Genomic DNA, 16,549 nt, shown 5'->3' on the forward strand with positions numbered 1-16,549 from the left:
CCGAAATGTGGTTTACGAGACGGGTAACCGAACGGTCGACGACGCAGTGGCACGGGTACTCGACGGCGAGCGGCTCGACCGCACCGACGGTATCGCGCTCCTTGCCCAGCCGGTCGAGGCGCTCGCGGCGGGGGCCGACTACGTTCGGCGCGAGCTGGGCGACGCCACCGTCGATGCCTGTTCAATCGTGAACGCGAAAGCCGGGAACTGCGCTGAGGACTGTGGTTTCTGTGCCCAGTCGGTCCACTTCGACACGGGTATCGACGACTACGGCTTCCTGGGGCCGGAGAAAGTACTCGAGGCCGCGAAGCGCGCCGAACGCGACGGTGCCCAGCGATTCGGTATCGTCGTCGCCGAGAAGGGCGTCTCGAAGGAACAACGCCCGGACGAGTGGGCGGACGTCGTCGAGGCGATTCGCCTCGTTCGTGACGAGACTGACGTGGCAGTCGACGCGAGCCTCGGTATCCTCACCGAGGAGGAAGCCGCCGTCCTGGCCGACGAGGGACTGAACCACTACAACCACAACATCGAGACGTCGCCGACCTACTTCCCCGAAATCGTCGACACCCACTCCTTCGAGGACCGTGTGGAGACGCTGGAGGTGGCCAAGGCGGCCGGCATGGACCTCTGTGCCGGCGTCATACTCGGCATGGGCGAGTCGCCGACCGACCGGGTGGACGCAGCTATCGCCCTGCAGGACGTCGGCGTCTCCTCGCTTCCGGTCAACGTCCTCAATCCCGTCGCCGGGACCCCCTTGGCAGAACAGGGGCTCCCGGACATCACGACCGAGGAGATACTCGCGACCATCGCGGTGTACCGACTCCTCCACCCGGAGGCCCGCGTCCGTCTCACCGGCGGCCGCGAGGTCAACCTCGACACGGACGGACAGGTGGCCGCGCTGGAGGCCGGTGCGGACGGCATCCTCACGGGCGACTACCTCACGACCGAGGGACAGTCGGCCGCTGACGACCTGGCGATAATCGAGGCGGCGGGTCTCGAACCGAACACCGACGTCAACGACTTCGACCCGGCTGCCGTCCAGGAGCGAACCGAGGGCGCGACCGGCTCAGAGACCGCTGCCGGTACGGCACAGAGCACGTCGGACCTGCAATCCGACAACTGACGCGGCCGGGCCTGAGGACGTCCGTTGTACGCGACGGTTGGAGACACTTCGGCCTTCGACCCGACGCGAGAGACGCGTCGCTCGGCGACAATCAGGTACCAAAGGGAACTTTCGGGGGCGATGCCCCCGTAGCGTGTGACACTACGGAGCCTTCCGGCTCCACTTTCACTTTCAACGTCTGACGCAAAAAGTCTGACGTACGTTTCATCTGGAGATATTGGTACAAACCCGCCAACGAGCCTAGTTTCGACGCTCGAAACCGCAATGGAAACCGAGCCCTCACTCCTCGGGTTCCAGCAGCGAGTCGAGACTGCCGCTGTCGACCAGCAACTCCTGCATCCGCTCGACGGTCCCCTCGTCCCGCGTCCGGCCCGAGCGAAGGACGTCTTCGACCCGGTCGATCGTCGTTCGGGTATCGGACTGGACGAGCAGTATGGGGACGTTCTCCTCTTCGGCGCGCCCGAGAACGGCGCTCGCGGGTCGAAGGCCACCCGTGAGCACCAGCGCCTTGATGCCCGACGACTCGAGCGCCGCCGTCTGAATCTCCGAGCGGTCACCGCCGGTAATCAGGACGGCTTCGCGGGTCCGCCGGAACTGTTCCAGGGCGGCACTCCCCCCCATCGCACCGACCGAGAACCGCTCGACGTGGGCGCCGGTGTCGGCCTCGTTGGTGAGGACGTCGGCCCCGATGCTGCGCGAGAGGTCCTCGACGGTGACGCCGGCGAGCGACTGTACGCGCGGGAGCGCCCCGAAGACGGGGACGTCGCGCCCGGACAGGAACGGCATCACGTCGTCGGTGAGTATCTCCATCGCGTCGTCGGTGACGCCGTTGAACAGCACGCCGGCCAGCCGGTCGCCGAGGGTGCGGGCGGCGCCGAGCACCTCGTCGATGTCACCGACCGTTGCGTAGCCGGAGACCAGGAGGACGTTCGCGTCGACAGCCTCGGCGATGTCGGCGTCGGTGAGGTCGACGATGCCGCCCGTCTCCAGGCGGTCGCTCCCCTCGAGCACCATCAGGTCGACGCCCTCCGAGAGTGCTTCGAAGTTGCCGACCACGCGCTCGCGTAGTTCGGTGGGGTCCTCGCGCCCCCGGATGGCCTCCTGGATGAACGTCGGCGAGTAGACGATGGGCTCCATCTCGTGCATCTCCGCGTCGAGGCCCAGCAGCTCGCGGGCGAGCATCGGGTCCTCGTCGCGGGTCTTGCCGACCGCGCTCTGGAGCCGGGTCCCCTTCGGCTTCATGTAGCCGACCGAGAGTCCCGACTCCTGGGCCTGCTTCGCAAGCGCGAGCGTGATGGCGGTCTTGCCGATACCTTCCTCCGTGGACGTGACGAGTAGCGTGTTCGTGTCGGTCATAGTTCCTCCTGGTCGAGCGTGAGTCGCAGGTCGACGGCCTGAACCCCCTCCGGGGTGGCCACGAGCGGGTTGATGTCCAGTTCGACGATGGCCGGGAAGTCCGTCACCAGCTGTGAGAGGCGCTGGATGGCCTCGACGAGGGCCGCCTCGTCGACGGGGTCCCGACCGCGGGCGCCGCGTAACAGCGGCGCGGAGTCGATGTCGTCGAGCATCTCTCTCGCGTCTGTCTCGCTGACGGGGGCGACGCGGACGGTGTTGTCTTCGAGCACCTCGACGAAGATGCCTCCGAGGCCGAACAGCAACAGGGGACCGAACTGCGGGTCGCGGTTCATCCCGAGGATGGTCTCGGTCCCCGAGTCGAGGTCGACCATCTCCTGGACCTGGACGCCCAGTACCGTCGCGTCGGACTGGTAGTTGCGCGCCCGGACGACGAGGTCCTCGTAGGTGTCGCGGACCTCCTCCGGCGGGACGCCGACCTCTACGCCGCCGATGTCGGACTTGTGGAGGATGTCCGGGCTGACGATCTTCATCACGACCTCGTCGCCGATCTCTGCGGCCACTTCCTCGGCCTCCGTCGGCGACCGTGTCACCGCACCCTGCGGTGTCGGGATGCCGTACGCGTCGAGCAGTCCCATCGCTTCGACGCCCAGCCGGTTCGTGTCCCGCCGGGCGGCCGACCGGAGTATCTCCTCGGCCCGGTCGCGGTCGACGTCGAACGTCGCCGGGTCCTCGTACTCGCGGGCCTGAATCTCGCGGTAGTCGCGCAGCGCGTCGAGGCTGTCGACGGCGCGCGCGGGGTCGAAGTAGTTCGGGATGCCGGCCTCGCTGAGGACCTCCTGGCCCGCGCCGACGGACTTCCCGCCCATCAGAGTGGTCGCCACGGGCGTCTCGAAGGCCGCCTGTTTCTCGACGACGACTTCGGCGAGCTCCTCGAAGGACAGCACTGCGGTCGGACAGGCCACGACGACGGCCATCGCGACGTTGTCGTCGGCGAGCACGGTCTCCAGGGCGAGTTCGAACCGCTCCGCCGGGGCGTCCCCGATGATATCGACCGGGTTGTAGATGTTGGCCTCGTCGGGCATCGACTCCCTCAGCCGGTCGAGCGTCGCGTCCTCGAACTCCGCCAGCGAGAGGTCCGAGTCGCCGACGGCGTCGGTCGTCATCACACCCGGGCCGCCGGCGTTCGTGACGATGGCTATCTCGTCGCCCTCGGGGAGCGGCTGGCCCGAGAGAATCTGTGCGTAGTCGAACAGCTCCTGGACCGACTCGACCCGGAGGGTCCCGGCCTGTTCGAGGCCCGCCTCGTAGGCCCGCTCCGACCCCGCCATCGCCCCGGTGTGGGAGGCGGCGGCGCTCGCACCGGCGTCGGTCCGGCCGGACTTGACGAGCACAATCGGGGTATCCTGAGCTACGTCTCGGGCCGTCCGGACGAACTTCGTCCCGTCGGAGATGTCCTCCAGGTAGCCGAGGATGACCTCGGTGTCCGGGTCTTCGCCCCACTCGGCGACGAAGTCGCCCTCGTCGAGGACGGCCTTGTTGCCCAGCGAGACGATGTCCTTGAACCCGACGTCGCGCTCGGCGGCCCAGTCGAGCACCGCCGTGACGAACGCCCCGGACTGGCTCATGAAGGAGATGTCCCCGCTGTTTGCCATCTCGTTGCCGAACGTGGCGTTCAGCCCGCCGGGGGTCGACATCACGCCCAGGCTGTTGGGACCCACGAGGTTTAGGTCGTACTCCTCGGCAGCCTCGATGAGCTTCTGCTCGCGGGACATGCCCTCGCTGCCGGTCTCGCCGAACCCGGCCGTGATGACGACGACGTTCTTCACCCCCGCCTGGCCAGCCTCTCTGATGGCCTGGACCGCCGCGTCCGGTGGCACGACGACGACGGCGACGTCGACCATCCCGGGGTCGTCGACGTCACCGATGGTATCGTAGCAGGGCAGGCCGAGGGCCTCGTCTTTGTATGGGTTGACCGCTACGATCTCGCCGTCGAACGATGCAAGCAGGTTCGACGTGATAGCGCGACCGACAGAGCCCTCCGAGTCGGTCGCACCGATTACGGCGACCCGTTCCGGCGCGAAAAGCGTCGATAGTCGTCCCATGCCTCTATCGGACTTTCTCCCCACGCGCGAATATAACTGCGGGGTCGCTCCCGTCGGGTGAGAACCCCGCCCGGCATCGAAACGTCTTTAGCCGCGAATCCACGGCGTCGGTCGACTTCGCGTCGTTTTTGTCCGTCGCCCGAGTACCGCCGTCGATGGTTGATTCCGACCTGTTGGCGGCCTTCGACGACGAGGTGATTCGCGCCGTCGCGGCCGAGAACGACGTCGAGCGTGACCTGCTCGTCGACGCGCTGCGGGACCACCAGCGGACGATGCGTGACAACCCTGGCGTCGAGAACCTCGTCTACGAGTGGCGAAAGCAGTTCCAGGACCCGGTGCTCGACCGGACTCCGGACAGATACGTCGTCGCGGTCAAGCCGTCGGTCTGGGAGGAGTTCGGGTCCTTCCTGGAACTGAGCGACGAGATGCTGGGCGCCGTCGTGGCGGTCCATCAAGAACAGGTCCTCCGCTCGCTCTCCGAAGAGGCGCTGACTTCCGCTCCCGAACTCGTGCCGCTGGTGGTCGCCCGCCCGGCGAGTGACTGAAAGCCGACGTTATCGTCCCCGCCCAGTCCAGTCTCCTACTGACCGGGCCGGTGGCAATTCTGCTAGGTTCGGCCTCCCTCTGTATCAGTCTGGATTACTCAACGAGTGCCGTTTCTACGCTCCGCATTACAATGCAGCAGACTACCAAGGCTTTCTCGTTCCCGACGGCCGGGAGCTCGGTCACCCACCAAACGACCGGCCGGGAACGACCAAGGAACGATTGAAATGCCAAAACCAACAGATAGCATCACACGAAGACAAGCGCTCGTCGCCGGCGGCGCGGCCCTCGGTGGCCTCGCGCTCGGAACCTCGACGGTACTCGGACAGAACGACGACGAATCGCGGCGGTACAGAGTGACCATCGCGAACAACACGCCTGGGCAACCGTTCACGCCCCCGGCGGTCGCGGCCCACACGGCCGACATCGAGGTGTTCGCCGTCGGCGAACCGGCCAACGAACCGACCCGTCAGCTCGCGGAGAACGGGGACCTGGGTCCCCTGAGCGACCTGGCGACGTCGGCTGACGAGGTCCGTGGCGTCGCCGTCGGTGATGCGCCCCTCGTCCCGCAGGCCGACCCCGCTGGAACCGGGAACCCGTGGTACACGATGTTGCATCTCACCGCCGACGAGGAGGCGACGTTCCTCACCTTCGCCAGTATGCTCATCGCCACCAACGACGGTATCGTCGGCCTGGACACGGTCCCGCTGCCGAGCCACGTCAACGAGTCGCGCACCTACTACGCGAACGGCTACGACGTTGGCACCGAACAGAACACGGAACTGTTCGCCGACATGGTCCCCCCAGCCAAGACGCTCATCATCGGTGGCGAGCCAGAGGGGACCGCCGAGAGCGACGAGGACATCGCCGAGGACGACGTCATCCGCCCGCATCCGGGGATTCAGGGAGTCGGCAACTTACCCCCGGAAGTCTACGACTGGGACGAGCCCGCCGCGCTGGTCCAGGTCGAGCGTCTGGGGTAGCGACCTGGCTCGCCAGCGACGGACGCCGTCTCCCGATGGCGATGTGCTCGTTCAGCCAGCGAGTATTCCGGTCGGCGCTGTGAGTACTTCGATTCTCCCGTACCGATACGGGGATCCGCCCGTCCCACCGCGCGGACACGTACGTTCTGGGTTATCCCGAAACGCGTCCCCCGCTCACGGACGGCGGGCTTTTGTAGGTCACGCGGCTACTGGATTACATGAGCGACAGTTCCGGTGACGACGTCACCGCCCTGCTGACGGACCTCGTCACCACGCTGCGTGACCTGGAGACGGCTGTCGAACCGCGCACGGAGCGCGGCCGACCGCGGCCACCGACACCGAAGGAACTGCTTCGGTTCACCAGCGACGTGACGATTCCCGCCGCCATCCTGGTCCTCCGGACGAACATCGAGGCGTTGAAGCTTTTGCGCCGGGCTATCAGGTTGGCCGAGCGACGGCCCGTGGCCGAGGACTCGACCGGAGACGCCGTCCGAGCCCGGGCCGCGGAACTCAGCAGTGTCACGCTCCGTCGGCTGGACGGCGCGCTGACAGAGATACAGCGCGCAGTCGAGGGCACGCCCGAGGACGAGGACGCGCGCGAGCTCCTCGAGGAGGCCAGAGCGCTCCGCGCCGACCTCGCGGACCGTCTCCAGGAAGTCGACGAGGGACGTTCAGCGGACGGCACGGACGACTCGCTCAGTTCCGTCTCGGTCGACGTCGACGCCGAGCTGCAGTCCATCAAGGACGATATCGACCCTCCCGCCGACGACGAGTCTACGAACACAGACGACGAGTCGTAGCGCCAGTCCGGGGTTCGGAGCGGACCGCTCGAAAACATAATGATTTATTATGTTACTCCTGCATTGTCCGATACAGATGTCGAACACCGAGTACCCCGGACCACGGAGAGCCGTTTTCTTCGTCCGCCACGACCTGCCCGCGCCGTCGGCACAGCGTCGGGCCGAACTGGAACAGACGCTACAGGACCTCGTCTGTGCGGGCGTACTCGACGACGTCGAGACTGTGGTCTGGAACAAGCGGGTCCGAGCCGACCCTGCGCAGGACACCGCAGAGCGGAACCGCTATTCGGAGTTCGCCGACTGGGCGAGACGGGCCCACGCTTCGCTCGCGCCATTCTTTGACACGAGGGAGTGTTACAGCACGACGACCGGCGAGAAGGAGACACAGCTGGTGCTACCGACGATGGCCCTCGCCGTCTACGAGGACGGCGAACTCGTGCGCGTCGCGCCACACGCGAACGCCGGGAGCACCGAGTCCGTCACCGAGTGCGTCGAGCTGCTGTCGAGGCACGCTGACTCGATTCCGACGGTCCCGTCCTCCGTCTCGATGGCGGAGTGACGCTACGCGAGATGCATCGATATGGCTATCTCGTCGGCCGTCGTAGCTTCCCCGAACATCGGTGTATGATACCATGCAACACGTCGACGGCGCAGCTCTGTACGTCCGGACGCCAGCGCCAATGGCGACCGAGAAGCGTCAACAGACTATTCTCGGACGGCTAGAGGCGCTCCGAAACGCCAGAGCCATCGACGACGTCACCGTCACCTACTGGTTCAGACAAGCACGCGACAGCGACGAGGACCCCGTGATGCCGTCGGTCGTCGCGCTGGAGGCCTGGGCCGAAGACTGCGACGTTTCGCTCACGCCTGCGTTCGAGCACCACAACCGCTCGAACTGGTTTACCGGGACCGAGGACGACGTCGTGTCGCTCCCGGTCATCTGTCTGGCGTTCCTGGCCGACGGCGACATCTGTGCCGTCTATCCACACTCGGGGCCGTCGGGCTATCAGAGTGTCATCGACGGGCTTGACAAGCTAGAAGCGGCGGCCACAGCCGAGTCGCACTCGTCTCCGTGAGCGGGCGAGTCGTCCTGCAGTCGGTCAGACCGGGTCCCAGCGGTAGCCGTCCCAGTCCTGGCTCTCGGGCTCTTTGATTCCGACGTCGGGGTCACGCAGTTCCTCGACGTAGACCGGTTCGACTTCGTCGCCGGTCTCGACGTCCTCGGTCGTGACCTGGCCGAGCGCGCGGACGAAGTCGTCGGTCAGCCCCTCGTCGCTGAGGTCGAATTCGACGATGGCCATCGTGTTCGGCTGGCGCACCCCGGGAGGCGTGGCCGTCGACGTCGTCCAGGTGACGACTTCGGCGGTGCGCTCCGAGAGGTCGAGTGTTTCTTCCTGTGGCTCCCCGCAGTCCGGACAGCGCGGGTGGGTCGGATACGAGACGTGGCCGTTCGGACAGACCCCTGCGACCAGCGTCATTCTGCTGCCTCCATGATGGTGGTGATGACACAGTTCCCGAAGCCGCCGACGTTACAGGCCAGCGCCGTCTCCGCGTCGACCTGTCGCGGCCCGGCCTCGCCGACGAGCTGTTCGTATATCTCGACGCCTTGTGCGACGCCGCTCGCCCCGAGCGGATGGCCCTTGGACTTCAGTCCGCCCGAGGTGTTGATGGGCAGGTCGCCGTCCTTCGCCGTCGTCCCGTCCATCGCCAGTTCCCAGGCAGTCCCCTGGTCGGCGACGCCGATACCCTCCAGCTGGAGGAACTCGAGGATGGTGAACATGTCGTGCAGTTCCGCGACGTCGAGGTCTTCCGGGCCCAGGCCGGCCATCTCGTAGGCGTCCTGACTCGATTCGACGACGCCACCCATGATCGTCGGGTCGTCGCGCTCGTGGACGACGTGGGTGTCCGTCGCGCCACTGATGCCCGATATGACCGCGTACTCGTCGGTAATCTCCTTGGCGCGTTCCTCGGTCGTGAACATCATCGCCGCGCTCCCGTCGGTGATGGGACAGAAGTCGTACAGTCGGAGCGGGTCGGCGATGATGGGCGAGTCAAGTGCTTTCTCGACGGTGATCTCCTTCTGGAACTGCGCGTTGGGGTTGTCGACCCCGTTCTTGTGGTTCTTGACGGCTACGCGGGCGAGTGACTCTCGCGGCGCGTCGAACCGCTCCAGGTAGTGACGGGCGGTCATCCCGGCAAACGACGGCAGGGTGACGCCGTGCTTGTACTCGTCTGGATGGGTGATGGAGGCGATGATGTCCGTCGCCTCTCCCGTCGTCTTGTGGGTCATCTTCTCCCCGCCGACCAGCAGCGTCATCTCGCTGGCGCCGGAGGCGACCGACTGCCAGGCCTCGTAGATGCCGGCCCCGCCCGAGGAGGAGGTCTGGTCGACCCGTTCGCTGTACGCCGGCATGAGCCCGAGGTCGTGGGCCAGGAGGTTCATCACGCCCGTCTGGCCCTCGAACTCGCCGCTCGCCATGTTCGAGACGTACAGGTGCTCTACGTCCTTCGGTGTGACACCGGCGTCGTCGAGGCACGCTTCGCCGGCCTCCGAGAGCAACTCGCGGAGCCAGGCGTCACGCTGCCCGAACTTCGTCATCGACGCGCCGATTACTGCGACTCCCATGTGCGGCCACTCTCGGGGATACCCTGTGTAGATTTCGGTCCGGCTACACGTCGGGCCGCCCTCGCCACTCCCGTTGATCTGGTGACATCGTTGCAGCGGCGCTCGTCGTCAGCCCCGATGACAGGACGCTGTGTTCGAACTGCGAACGTGCGGCCCAGCACCACCCTGGCACGCTATCATCTGATGAAAAACCGCTCTTGGTTATATGCCTCTGGAGGAGCTATCCGGCGGCATGAACTCGTCCGAACCGAAACGAAGTGACGCTGCCGTCGTGGTTCGGCGACACGAGGGGGGATGGCGCGCGCGATGAACGACAGTGCCGGGTTGCTGTTCGTCTGTCCGGAGTGTGCCGAGACCATCGAAGTCAACGAACCGATGCAGGCGGCGATACTGGAGAGCGGATGTATCGTCTGCGGGGCGGCGATTACACCTGGGGCCTTCGAACGTAACTGAGTTATCAGTCCGTTCCGACCGGCTTCCGGCCGGCTAGTGCCGTGTTCTGCAGACTGTCGATACCCTACTCGAACCGCTTGCTACTGTCGGTGCGTGATGATATACTGGTGGTACCGGTCTCAGTCGACCAGCAGCGCGTCGAGCACCTTCGACTGTGCCGCGGCGAGGTGCTCGCTGAACGTCGCCCGACAGATGCCCATCGCCGCCGCGACGTCGCCTGCGTTCGCCCGTTTGGGGTGGTCGAAGTAGCCGAGGTCGTGGGCGCGCTGCAGTGCCTCGCGCTGGCGGGCCGTCAGCTTCGCGCGGTCGACGAACACGAGGTCGTGGTCGTCTCGGACCCCTTCTGACCGGAGCAGTCGCTGGATGTCAACCTCCGGGAACGACTCACGGAGGTCGGTGACGAGGCCCTGTAACGTCTCGACGTCCGGCGCGTGGAACGTCAGGAACACCGACCCCTCTCGGGTGTGTCGGTCGGCGATGGGACAGTCGTACGTCTCGACGCAGTCACACGGGCACCGTACACCCGCCTCCCGCGTGTAGCGATAGACCGTGGTCGCGCCGTAGTCGAAGACCGGAGCGACGCGTTCGGGGAGTTCGGCGTCGACGTCGTCGGCTGGGTCGCCGCCTTCGAGGATGAACTCGACGGTGGTCCGGTCGGTGTCGCTGTCATTGACGCTCCGCCGAATCGACCGACTGTGTGCCTCTGCTCGCGCGGCGGCCTGTGCGACGAGACAGGTCTCGCCCGGGTCGACCCGGACTTCCGCTCGGATGCCGGTCCCCATTCGTTCCGTATCTCGCAGCACTCCTATCTAAATCTCACGCACCGCCGAGATAGTCGAGGGGATATGAATCCCCCTGCATATGTTGGGACCTGCACTCTGCCACCGTCCCGTCTACACGGACACAGTGAGTCGTCATGTCGTCCCAAGCACACCGATTCGAGCCCGGCCGTCGGAACGAGGTCGAACGCACAGCACTCGCCGAGTCGGACCTGCTGTCGGTCCTCACGGACGAGAAGTGTCTGGGCGTCCTCCGGACACTCGAGTCCGACTCGCTGACAGTCACCGAACTCAACGACGAACTGGACGTGCCGATTTCGACGCTTTACCGAAAGGTCGACTGTCTCGTCGAAGCGGGGTTACTCGAAGAACACACTCGCTTCCGGGCGGACGGGAACCACAAGAACGAGTACGCCCGCACCGTTTCGGACGTCTCGGTCGACGTCGACCTCGAGGCGCTCGAGGTCGTAGTCCGTGACTGAACGGTCGCCGGGCAACTGACTGTCCGGGTCAGTACTGCGCTCTCGCTGCGGCCACCCACTCCTCGCCACGCTCGACGTTCTGCGGGCGATGTCGTTTCCCGAAGCGGTCGAGGCGAGCGGCGAGCGTCCACTGGTCCGTGTAGTCGACGTCGTCAGCCGCGGCGGCCGCGACGGCAGCGCGCTGTCGGTCGGACACGTGTGCGCCGACGGCGCTCGTGATGGCGGCGACCTGCGAGGGATTCGCGTCCGCGGGAATCGACACCGCCAGCTCCGTCCCGTCGACGGTCACCGTCGTGGTCGCCGTGCCCTCTGTCCGCTCCCCCGGTCCGTCTGCTGTCTCCTCGCGTGTCGCCATCTTACAGTGGGATGTTGCCGTGGTCTTTCGGGGGCGTGTCCTCGCGCTTGCGCTGGAGCAGGTCCAGGTCGTCGATGAGTCGCTTGCGCGTGTCCTTCGGTTCGATGACGTCGTCGAGGTACCCGCGCCTGGCCGGGCCGTAGGGGTGGGCGAACTCCTCGCGGAACTCGTCCATCAGGGCCTGGCGCTTGGCGTCGGGGTCGTCGGCCTCGGCGATCTCGTTCCGGTAGAGGATGTTGACCGCGCCCCGCGGCCCCAGCACGGCCATCTCGGAGCCCGGCCAGGCGTAGTTGACGTCGCTGCCGAGGAACTTCGAGGACATGACGATGTACGCCCCGCCGTAGGCCTTGCGGACGACCACCGAGAGCAGCGGGACAGTCGCCTCCGCGTAGGCGTAGATGAGCTTCGCGCCCCGACGGATGATGCCGTTGTGCTCCTGGTCCGTGCCGGGCATGAACCCGGGGACGTCGACGAAGGAGACGATGGGGATGTTGAAGGAATCACAGAAGCGGATGAACCGCGCGGCCTTCTCTGAGGCGTCGATGTCCAGCGTCCCCGCGCTCACACGGGGTTGGTTGGCGACGATACCGACCGACTTGCCGTCCATCCGGGCGAACCCGGTGATGACGTTCCGGGCCCAGTTGCCGTGGGTCTCGAAGAACGACTGCTCGTCGACGATGTTCCCGATGACCTTCGTCATGTCGTAGGGCTTTCGCGGGGCCGAGGGGACGATGTCCGTGACCTCCGGGACCTCGCGCTCGGGGTCGTCCCACGGCTTGACCCGCGGCGGGTCTTCCATGTTGTTCTGGGGGAGATAGGAGAGGAGTCGGCGGATGTTCTCCAGGGCCTCTTCCTCGGAGGGGTACGAGAAGTGCGCGACACCGGACTTCGTGGAATGTGAGCCCGCTCCGCCGAGTTCCTCCTTGGACACCTGCTCGCCGGTGACCGTCTCGATGACGTCCGGGCCGGTGATGAACATGTGGCTGGTGTCCTGGACCATGAACGTGAAGTCCGTCAGCGCCGGGGAGTAGGTCGCCCCACCCGCACACGGGCCCATGATGGCCGAGATCTGGGGGATGAGGCCACTGGCCTTCGTGTTGCGCTCGAAGATCTTCGCGAAGCCGACCAGCGAGTCGACCCCCTCCTGGATGCGTGCGCCACCGGAGTCGTTGAGGCCGATGACGGGGACGCCGTTCTCGATGGCCTTGTCCATCACCTTACAGATCTTCTCGGCCACGACCTCGCCGACGGAGCCACCGAGCACCGTGAAGTCGTGGGCGAAGAGGAACACCTTGCGGCCGTCGACGTCGCCGTAGCCAGTGACGACGGCGTCGCCCGGGAACTTCTTGTCCTCCATGCCGAAGTTCGTCGAGCGGTGTTCGACGAAGGGGTCGACCTCGTTGAACGACCCGTCGTCGACGAGGAAGTCGATTCGCTCGCGGGCGGTCATCTTCCCCTTCTCGTGTTGTGCCTCGATACGCGCCTCGCCGCCGCCGAGCCTCGCTTCCTCGCGTCGGTCGCGGAGTTCCTCGACGGCGCTTCGCTCCTCGCTCTCGTCTTCGGGTTCTTCCTGTTTACTCATGTTACCACTCCATGCCGCCGTTGACGCCGAGCACCTGCCCGGTCATGTAACTGGACTCCTCGCCGGCGACGAACCGGACGATACAGGCGATGTCCTCGACGGTCGCGAACCGGTCGAGCGGGATGTTCCGCAGAATCTTCTCCTGGACTCGCTCCGGGACCTCGTCCAGCATGTCGGTACGGACGAACCCCGGTGCGACGCAGTTCGCCGTCGAGCCGGTGTGGGCGAGCTCCAGTGCGAGCGTGCGCGTGAACCCGAACAGGCCCGACTTCGTCGTCGCGTAGTTCGCCTGCCCGATGTTGCCCTGCTGGCCGACGACGCTCGAGATGTTGATCAGCCGGCCGTTCTCGGCGTGCTGGATGTCGTCGTAGAACGCGTCGGTGCAGTTGAACACCCCGCCGAGGTTGACGTCGATGACCGTCTGCCAGTCCTCGCGGGTCATGTGTTCGAACTTCTTGTCGATGGTGATACCCGCGTTGTTGATGAGCACGTCAGGCGGCCCGAACTCGTCGACGACCGCTTCCCGCATCTCCAGCACCTCGTCGTGCTTGGCCACGTCGGCTTGGACGGCGACTGCCTCGCCGCCGTCCATCTCCTCGATGGTCTCCACGACGTCGCGTGCCTCGTCCTCCGAGGACCGGTAGTTGACGACCACGTTGGCGCCGTGTTCGGCAAGGTCCTCGGCGATACCGCGACCGATGCCCCGTGACGAGCCGGTCACCACACAGGTCTGATCGTTCAGATACATGTATCCGGTGAGATACCCCCGTGGGTTCGTGCATTCATCGCTTACCATAGAGGGCAAAGCACAGGCAGATAATAGTTCGCCTTATAGCTCGTTAATCGGGCGACCGGGAATATAATGAGCTTGTCACAGGAGCCGAACGTACATACTGATATACAGATTCACGTGGGTACCGTTCGCCCGTCCAACAGTTAGGCCGGCCTAAAACAGAAAGCCTCTTTAGGCAGGCCTAAACAGTGGGGAGTACGATGGTTACAGACATCTGCGTCGTGGTTCCGACGATACGGAACCACGAGTGTCTCCGCGAGTACTGCCAGAACGCCCGCGACCACGGGTTCGACCTCGACCGGCTCTTCTTCGTGCTCGTCACCGAGGACTTCTGTGACACCGAGGCGATGGAACGGATGCTTGACGACGAGGGCGTCGCGGGAGCCGTCTTCGACGGCACCGCCAGGGAAGCGTGGTTCAACGAGAACGGCGTGAGCGAGTACGGCCACCTCGTCCCCGAGGCGAGCCACGCGCAGACGTCCTTCGGGCTCCTGTATCTCTGGGCCAACGAGTTCGAGTACGGCGTGTTCATCGACGACGACACGCTCCCCCACGCGGACGTGGACTTCTTCGGCACCCACATGGAGAATCTCGCCTACGAGGGCGAGATAGAGCGCGTTCGGTCGGACGAGCGCTGGGTGAACGTCCTCTACCAGAACGAGGACGACCACGGCCTCTACCCTCGGGGATACCCCTACGCTGCGATGGACGAGTCGGTCGAGACCGACGCGACGTACGTCGACGACGTCGTGGCCTCCCAGGGGCTCTGGACGAACGTGCCGGACCTCGACGCGGTCCGCATCCTGATGGACGGCGACCTGCAGGGACAGGCCCAGACCCGGACTGCCGCGTCGGACTTCGGCGAGGACTTCGTCGCAGCCGAGGGCAACTACCTCACCGTCTGCTCGATGAACCTCGCCTTCCGCCGCGAGGTCGTCCCAGCGTTCTACCAGCTGCCGATGGACGACAACGAATGGGACGTCGGCCGGTTCGACGACATCTGGTCGGGGCTGTTCCTCAAACGGGCGGCCGATTTGCTGGACAAGCAAATCTACAACGGCGGCCCGCTCTGTGAGCACAACAAGGCCCCGCGGTCGACGTTCTCCGACCTCACCAACGAGGTCCACGGTCTCGAACTCAACGAGCACGTCTGGGAGGTCGTCGACGACGTCGGCGACGACGCGTCCTCGTACACGGAGGCGTTCGACGCCATGGGCCAGGCGCTGGCCGAGGGCGACTTCAGCGACTGGGAGAACGGTGCGTTCCTCAACCACTGCGGGGAGTACATGCTCGACTGGCTGGACTGCCTGGCCGAACTCGAAGGGCCACAGCCCGACCGCATCCCCGCCGCGGCGGACGATTAAAACGCAAACCATTTAGGCAAACCTAAAACTACTACAACACAACATGACTGACGACGACTCTCTTACGGACGGTTCGCGGTCCCGACGTCGGTTCCTCCAGCTGGGCGGTGCGGCTGCCGCGACTGCGCTCGCCGGTTGTTCTGGACTCTCACTCGGTGGCGAACAGGAAAGCGGACAGGTGACGCTCGCGGACTTCCGCGGGTCGGGTCCGCTCGTCGCCCAGCGGGCCGAGCCAGAGGGGACGTCCATCGAGGACCTCCCAGCCCTCGAAGGGGAACTCACGCTCTACCTCGGCGGCGGCGAGGGCGGCCTGTACCTCGACCTCATCAACCTGCTCGAACGGCGCTACCCCGACTTCACGACCAACCACCGGCTCGAGGCGTCCAGCGACCTGGCCAACACCATCATCGAGGAGACGGACGCGGGCCAGAGTCCAGCCGACGTGTTCATGGCGGTCGACGCCGGCTCGCTCGGCGCCGTCGCCAACGCCGGCGCGACGGCGGGTCTCCCCGAAGAGGCGCTCTCGGCAGTCCCGTCGGAGTTCCAGGACAGCGAGGGACGCTGGGTCGGTATCGCCGGCCGGGCGCGGGCGATTCCGTACAACACGAACGAGCTCTCGGCGTCCGACATCCCGTCGAGCGTCCAGGCGTTCCCCGAGACGGCGGCCTTCCAGAACAGCCTCGGCTGGGCGCCGACCTACAGCGCGTTCCAGTCGTTCGTCACGGCCATGCGGCTCATCCGCGGGGACGACGAGACGCGATCGTGGCTCGAAGCGATGCTCGACGCCGGCATCACGGAGTTCCCCGACGAGTTCCGCGTCTCGAACGCCGCCGCCGACGGCGAGATCGTCGCCGGCTTTGCCAACCACTACTACTCCCAGCGGGTCAAGTCCGCCCGGGAGGACGCACCGCTGGACCTCGCGTTCACCGAGGGAGACGCCGGCGCGCTCGTCAACGTCTCCGGGCTCGAGATTCTCGACGGGACACCGAACGCCGACCTCGCCGCGAACTTCGTCAGACACATTCTCTCGGCGGAGGCCCAGGAGTTCTTCGCCACGCGGACCTTCGCCTACCCGATGATTCCGGGCGTCCAGCCCGTCGGCGGGCTGCCCACTATCGACGAACTCGACCCGCCGGACATCGACCTGACCGAGCTCGCGGACGTCGCGGGCACGGTCGACCTCTTGCGGGAGGCTGGTGTCCTCTGAG

18 protein-coding genes are annotated in these 16,549 nt (G+C 65.9%); 10 read left to right on the plus strand and 8 right to left on the minus strand.

All coding sequences use genetic code 11. The features are described from left to right. Positions 1-7 precede the first annotated feature (7 nt). Complete coding sequence (bioB, locus tag P1L41_RS11155) at positions 8-1,123, plus strand: biotin synthase BioB (RefSeq protein WP_276295803.1); 1,116 nt, start codon at positions 8-10, stop codon at positions 1,121-1,123. A 279-nt stretch (positions 1,124-1,402) separates the two neighbouring features. Here bioB and P1L41_RS11160 read toward each other — a convergent pair whose 3' ends face one another. Beyond that, entirely contained in the window at positions 1,403-2,479 is a 1,077-nt protein-coding gene (locus tag P1L41_RS11160; RefSeq protein WP_276295804.1) for a phosphotransacetylase family protein, read from the minus strand. Next, positions 2,476-4,581, minus strand: coding sequence for an acetate--CoA ligase alpha subunit (gene acs / locus P1L41_RS11165; protein ID WP_276295805.1), 2,106 nt, complete (start codon positions 4,579-4,581; stop codon positions 2,476-2,478). Before acs ends, P1L41_RS11160 begins: the two co-directional genes overlap by 4 nt. Positions 4,582-4,736: 155 nt before the next feature. Between acs and P1L41_RS11170 the strand changes: the two genes are divergently transcribed. The 5 genes from P1L41_RS11170 (at position 4,737) to P1L41_RS11190 (ending at position 7,983) form a co-directional block, all read left to right on the plus strand. Next, a complete protein-coding gene (locus P1L41_RS11170) occupies positions 4,737-5,126 on the plus strand; it encodes a DUF8048 family protein (RefSeq protein WP_276295806.1) in 390 nt (129 codons plus the stop codon). 225 nt (positions 5,127-5,351) lie between these two features. Beyond that, positions 5,352-6,107, plus strand: coding sequence for a spondin domain-containing protein (locus tag P1L41_RS11175; RefSeq protein ID WP_276295807.1), 756 nt, complete (start codon positions 5,352-5,354; stop codon positions 6,105-6,107). 218 nt (positions 6,108-6,325) lie between these two features. After that, on the plus strand, positions 6,326-6,907 hold the full coding sequence (locus P1L41_RS11180) for a DUF7547 family protein (protein ID WP_276295808.1): 582 nt from the start codon (positions 6,326-6,328) through the stop codon (positions 6,905-6,907). A 76-nt stretch (positions 6,908-6,983) separates the two neighbouring features. Next, positions 6,984-7,466 carry an HTH domain-containing protein gene (locus P1L41_RS11185; protein ID WP_276295809.1) on the plus strand — a complete coding sequence of 161 codons (483 nt, stop codon included), beginning with the start codon at positions 6,984-6,986 and terminating at the stop codon, positions 7,464-7,466. Positions 7,467-7,539: 73 nt separating this feature from the next. Further along, on the plus strand, positions 7,540-7,983 hold the full coding sequence (locus tag P1L41_RS11190) for an HTH domain-containing protein (protein WP_276295810.1): 444 nt from the start codon (positions 7,540-7,542) through the stop codon (positions 7,981-7,983). 24 nt (positions 7,984-8,007) lie between these two features. Here P1L41_RS11190 and P1L41_RS11195 read toward each other — a convergent pair whose 3' ends face one another. Next, entirely contained in the window at positions 8,008-8,385 is a 378-nt protein-coding gene (locus P1L41_RS11195) for a Zn-ribbon domain-containing OB-fold protein (RefSeq protein ID WP_276295811.1), read from the minus strand. After that, on the minus strand, positions 8,382-9,533 hold the full coding sequence (locus P1L41_RS11200; protein WP_276295812.1) for a thiolase family protein: 1,152 nt from the start codon (positions 9,531-9,533) through the stop codon (positions 8,382-8,384). Before P1L41_RS11200 ends, P1L41_RS11195 begins: the two co-directional genes overlap by 4 nt. Before the next feature lie 306 nt (positions 9,534-9,839). Here P1L41_RS11200 and P1L41_RS11205 point away from each other — a divergent pair, with 306 nt between their 5' ends. Further along, positions 9,840-9,986 (plus strand): DUF7560 family zinc ribbon protein, encoded by a 147-nt coding sequence (locus P1L41_RS11205; protein WP_276295813.1) that lies wholly within the window; start codon positions 9,840-9,842, stop codon positions 9,984-9,986. 119 nt (positions 9,987-10,105) lie between these two features. On the opposite strand, the gene P1L41_RS11210 is transcribed toward P1L41_RS11205, so the two are convergent. Further along, entirely contained in the window at positions 10,106-10,768 is a 663-nt protein-coding gene (locus tag P1L41_RS11210) for a helix-turn-helix domain-containing protein (protein WP_276295814.1), read from the minus strand. 134 nt (positions 10,769-10,902) lie between these two features. Here P1L41_RS11210 and P1L41_RS11215 point away from each other — a divergent pair, with 134 nt between their 5' ends. Beyond that, positions 10,903-11,247: a winged helix-turn-helix domain-containing protein gene (locus P1L41_RS11215; protein WP_276295815.1), complete on the plus strand. Its 345-nt coding sequence runs from the start codon at positions 10,903-10,905 to the stop codon at positions 11,245-11,247. Between the two features lie 28 nt (positions 11,248-11,275). On the opposite strand, the gene P1L41_RS11220 is transcribed toward P1L41_RS11215, so the two are convergent. From P1L41_RS11220 to P1L41_RS11230, 3 genes are read right to left on the minus strand one after another with little or no spacing between them, the layout of a single operon-like run. Next, the gene (locus P1L41_RS11220; RefSeq protein ID WP_276295816.1) at positions 11,276-11,602 is read right to left on the minus strand and encodes a DUF8022 family protein; all 327 of its coding nucleotides are present in this window, start codon (positions 11,600-11,602) and stop codon (positions 11,276-11,278) included. 1 nt (position 11,603) lies between these two features. Continuing rightward, positions 11,604-13,184: an acyl-CoA carboxylase subunit beta gene (locus P1L41_RS11225; RefSeq protein WP_276295817.1), complete on the minus strand. Its 1,581-nt coding sequence runs from the start codon at positions 13,182-13,184 to the stop codon at positions 11,604-11,606. Between the two features lies 1 nt (position 13,185). Beyond that, on the minus strand, positions 13,186-13,932 hold the full coding sequence (locus P1L41_RS11230; RefSeq protein ID WP_276298456.1) for a beta-ketoacyl-ACP reductase: 747 nt from the start codon (positions 13,930-13,932) through the stop codon (positions 13,186-13,188). A gap of 245 nt (positions 13,933-14,177) precedes the next feature. Between P1L41_RS11230 and P1L41_RS11235 the strand changes: the two genes are divergently transcribed. Both P1L41_RS11235 and P1L41_RS11240 read left to right on the plus strand, forming a co-directional pair. Next, a complete protein-coding gene (locus tag P1L41_RS11235; RefSeq protein WP_276295818.1) occupies positions 14,178-15,341 on the plus strand; it encodes an alpha-1 4-glucan-protein synthase in 1,164 nt (387 codons plus the stop codon). 43 nt (positions 15,342-15,384) lie between these two features. Next, on the plus strand, positions 15,385-16,548 hold the full coding sequence (locus P1L41_RS11240) for an extracellular solute-binding protein (RefSeq protein WP_276295819.1): 1,164 nt from the start codon (positions 15,385-15,387) through the stop codon (positions 16,546-16,548). The last annotated feature ends 1 nt before the right edge of the window (position 16,549 follow it).

Origin of the sequence: Haloarcula ordinaria, from assembly GCF_029338275.1 — an archaeon.
GTDB classification, from domain to species: Archaea; Halobacteriota; Halobacteria; order Halobacteriales; family Haloarculaceae; genus Haloarcula; species Haloarcula ordinaria.

What these genes read in the sequence shown, in the direction of transcription:
- P1L41_RS11225 (WP_276295817.1), bottom strand. Translation starts at nt 13,184, where the DNA reads ATGAGTAAACAGGAAGAACCCGAAGACGAGAGCGAGGAGCGAAGCGCC.
- P1L41_RS11175 (WP_276295807.1), top strand. Translation starts at nt 5,352, where the DNA reads ATGCCAAAACCAACAGATAGCATCACACGAAGACAAGCGCTCGTCGCC.
- P1L41_RS11230 (WP_276298456.1), bottom strand. Translation starts at nt 13,932, where the DNA reads ATGTATCTGAACGATCAGACCTGTGTGGTGACCGGCTCGTCACGGGGC.
- P1L41_RS11180 (WP_276295808.1), top strand. Translation starts at nt 6,326, where the DNA reads ATGAGCGACAGTTCCGGTGACGACGTCACCGCCCTGCTGACGGACCTC.
- P1L41_RS11160 (WP_276295804.1), bottom strand. Translation starts at nt 2,479, where the DNA reads ATGACCGACACGAACACGCTACTCGTCACGTCCACGGAGGAAGGTATC.
- P1L41_RS11210 (WP_276295814.1), bottom strand. Translation starts at nt 10,768, where the DNA reads ATGGGGACCGGCATCCGAGCGGAAGTCCGGGTCGACCCGGGCGAGACC.
- P1L41_RS11235 (WP_276295818.1), top strand. Translation starts at nt 14,178, where the DNA reads ATGGTTACAGACATCTGCGTCGTGGTTCCGACGATACGGAACCACGAG.
- P1L41_RS11220 (WP_276295816.1), bottom strand. Translation starts at nt 11,602, where the DNA reads ATGGCGACACGCGAGGAGACAGCAGACGGACCGGGGGAGCGGACAGAG.
- P1L41_RS11240 (WP_276295819.1), top strand. Translation starts at nt 15,385, where the DNA reads ATGACTGACGACGACTCTCTTACGGACGGTTCGCGGTCCCGACGTCGG.
- P1L41_RS11185 (WP_276295809.1), top strand. Translation starts at nt 6,984, where the DNA reads ATGTCGAACACCGAGTACCCCGGACCACGGAGAGCCGTTTTCTTCGTC.
- acs (WP_276295805.1), bottom strand. Translation starts at nt 4,581, where the DNA reads ATGGGACGACTATCGACGCTTTTCGCGCCGGAACGGGTCGCCGTAATC.
- P1L41_RS11170 (WP_276295806.1), top strand. Translation starts at nt 4,737, where the DNA reads ATGGTTGATTCCGACCTGTTGGCGGCCTTCGACGACGAGGTGATTCGC.
- P1L41_RS11200 (WP_276295812.1), bottom strand. Translation starts at nt 9,533, where the DNA reads ATGGGAGTCGCAGTAATCGGCGCGTCGATGACGAAGTTCGGGCAGCGT.
- P1L41_RS11190 (WP_276295810.1), top strand. Translation starts at nt 7,540, where the DNA reads ATGCAACACGTCGACGGCGCAGCTCTGTACGTCCGGACGCCAGCGCCA.
- P1L41_RS11205 (WP_276295813.1), top strand. Translation starts at nt 9,840, where the DNA reads ATGAACGACAGTGCCGGGTTGCTGTTCGTCTGTCCGGAGTGTGCCGAG.
- P1L41_RS11195 (WP_276295811.1), bottom strand. Translation starts at nt 8,385, where the DNA reads ATGACGCTGGTCGCAGGGGTCTGTCCGAACGGCCACGTCTCGTATCCG.
- P1L41_RS11215 (WP_276295815.1), top strand. Translation starts at nt 10,903, where the DNA reads ATGTCGTCCCAAGCACACCGATTCGAGCCCGGCCGTCGGAACGAGGTC.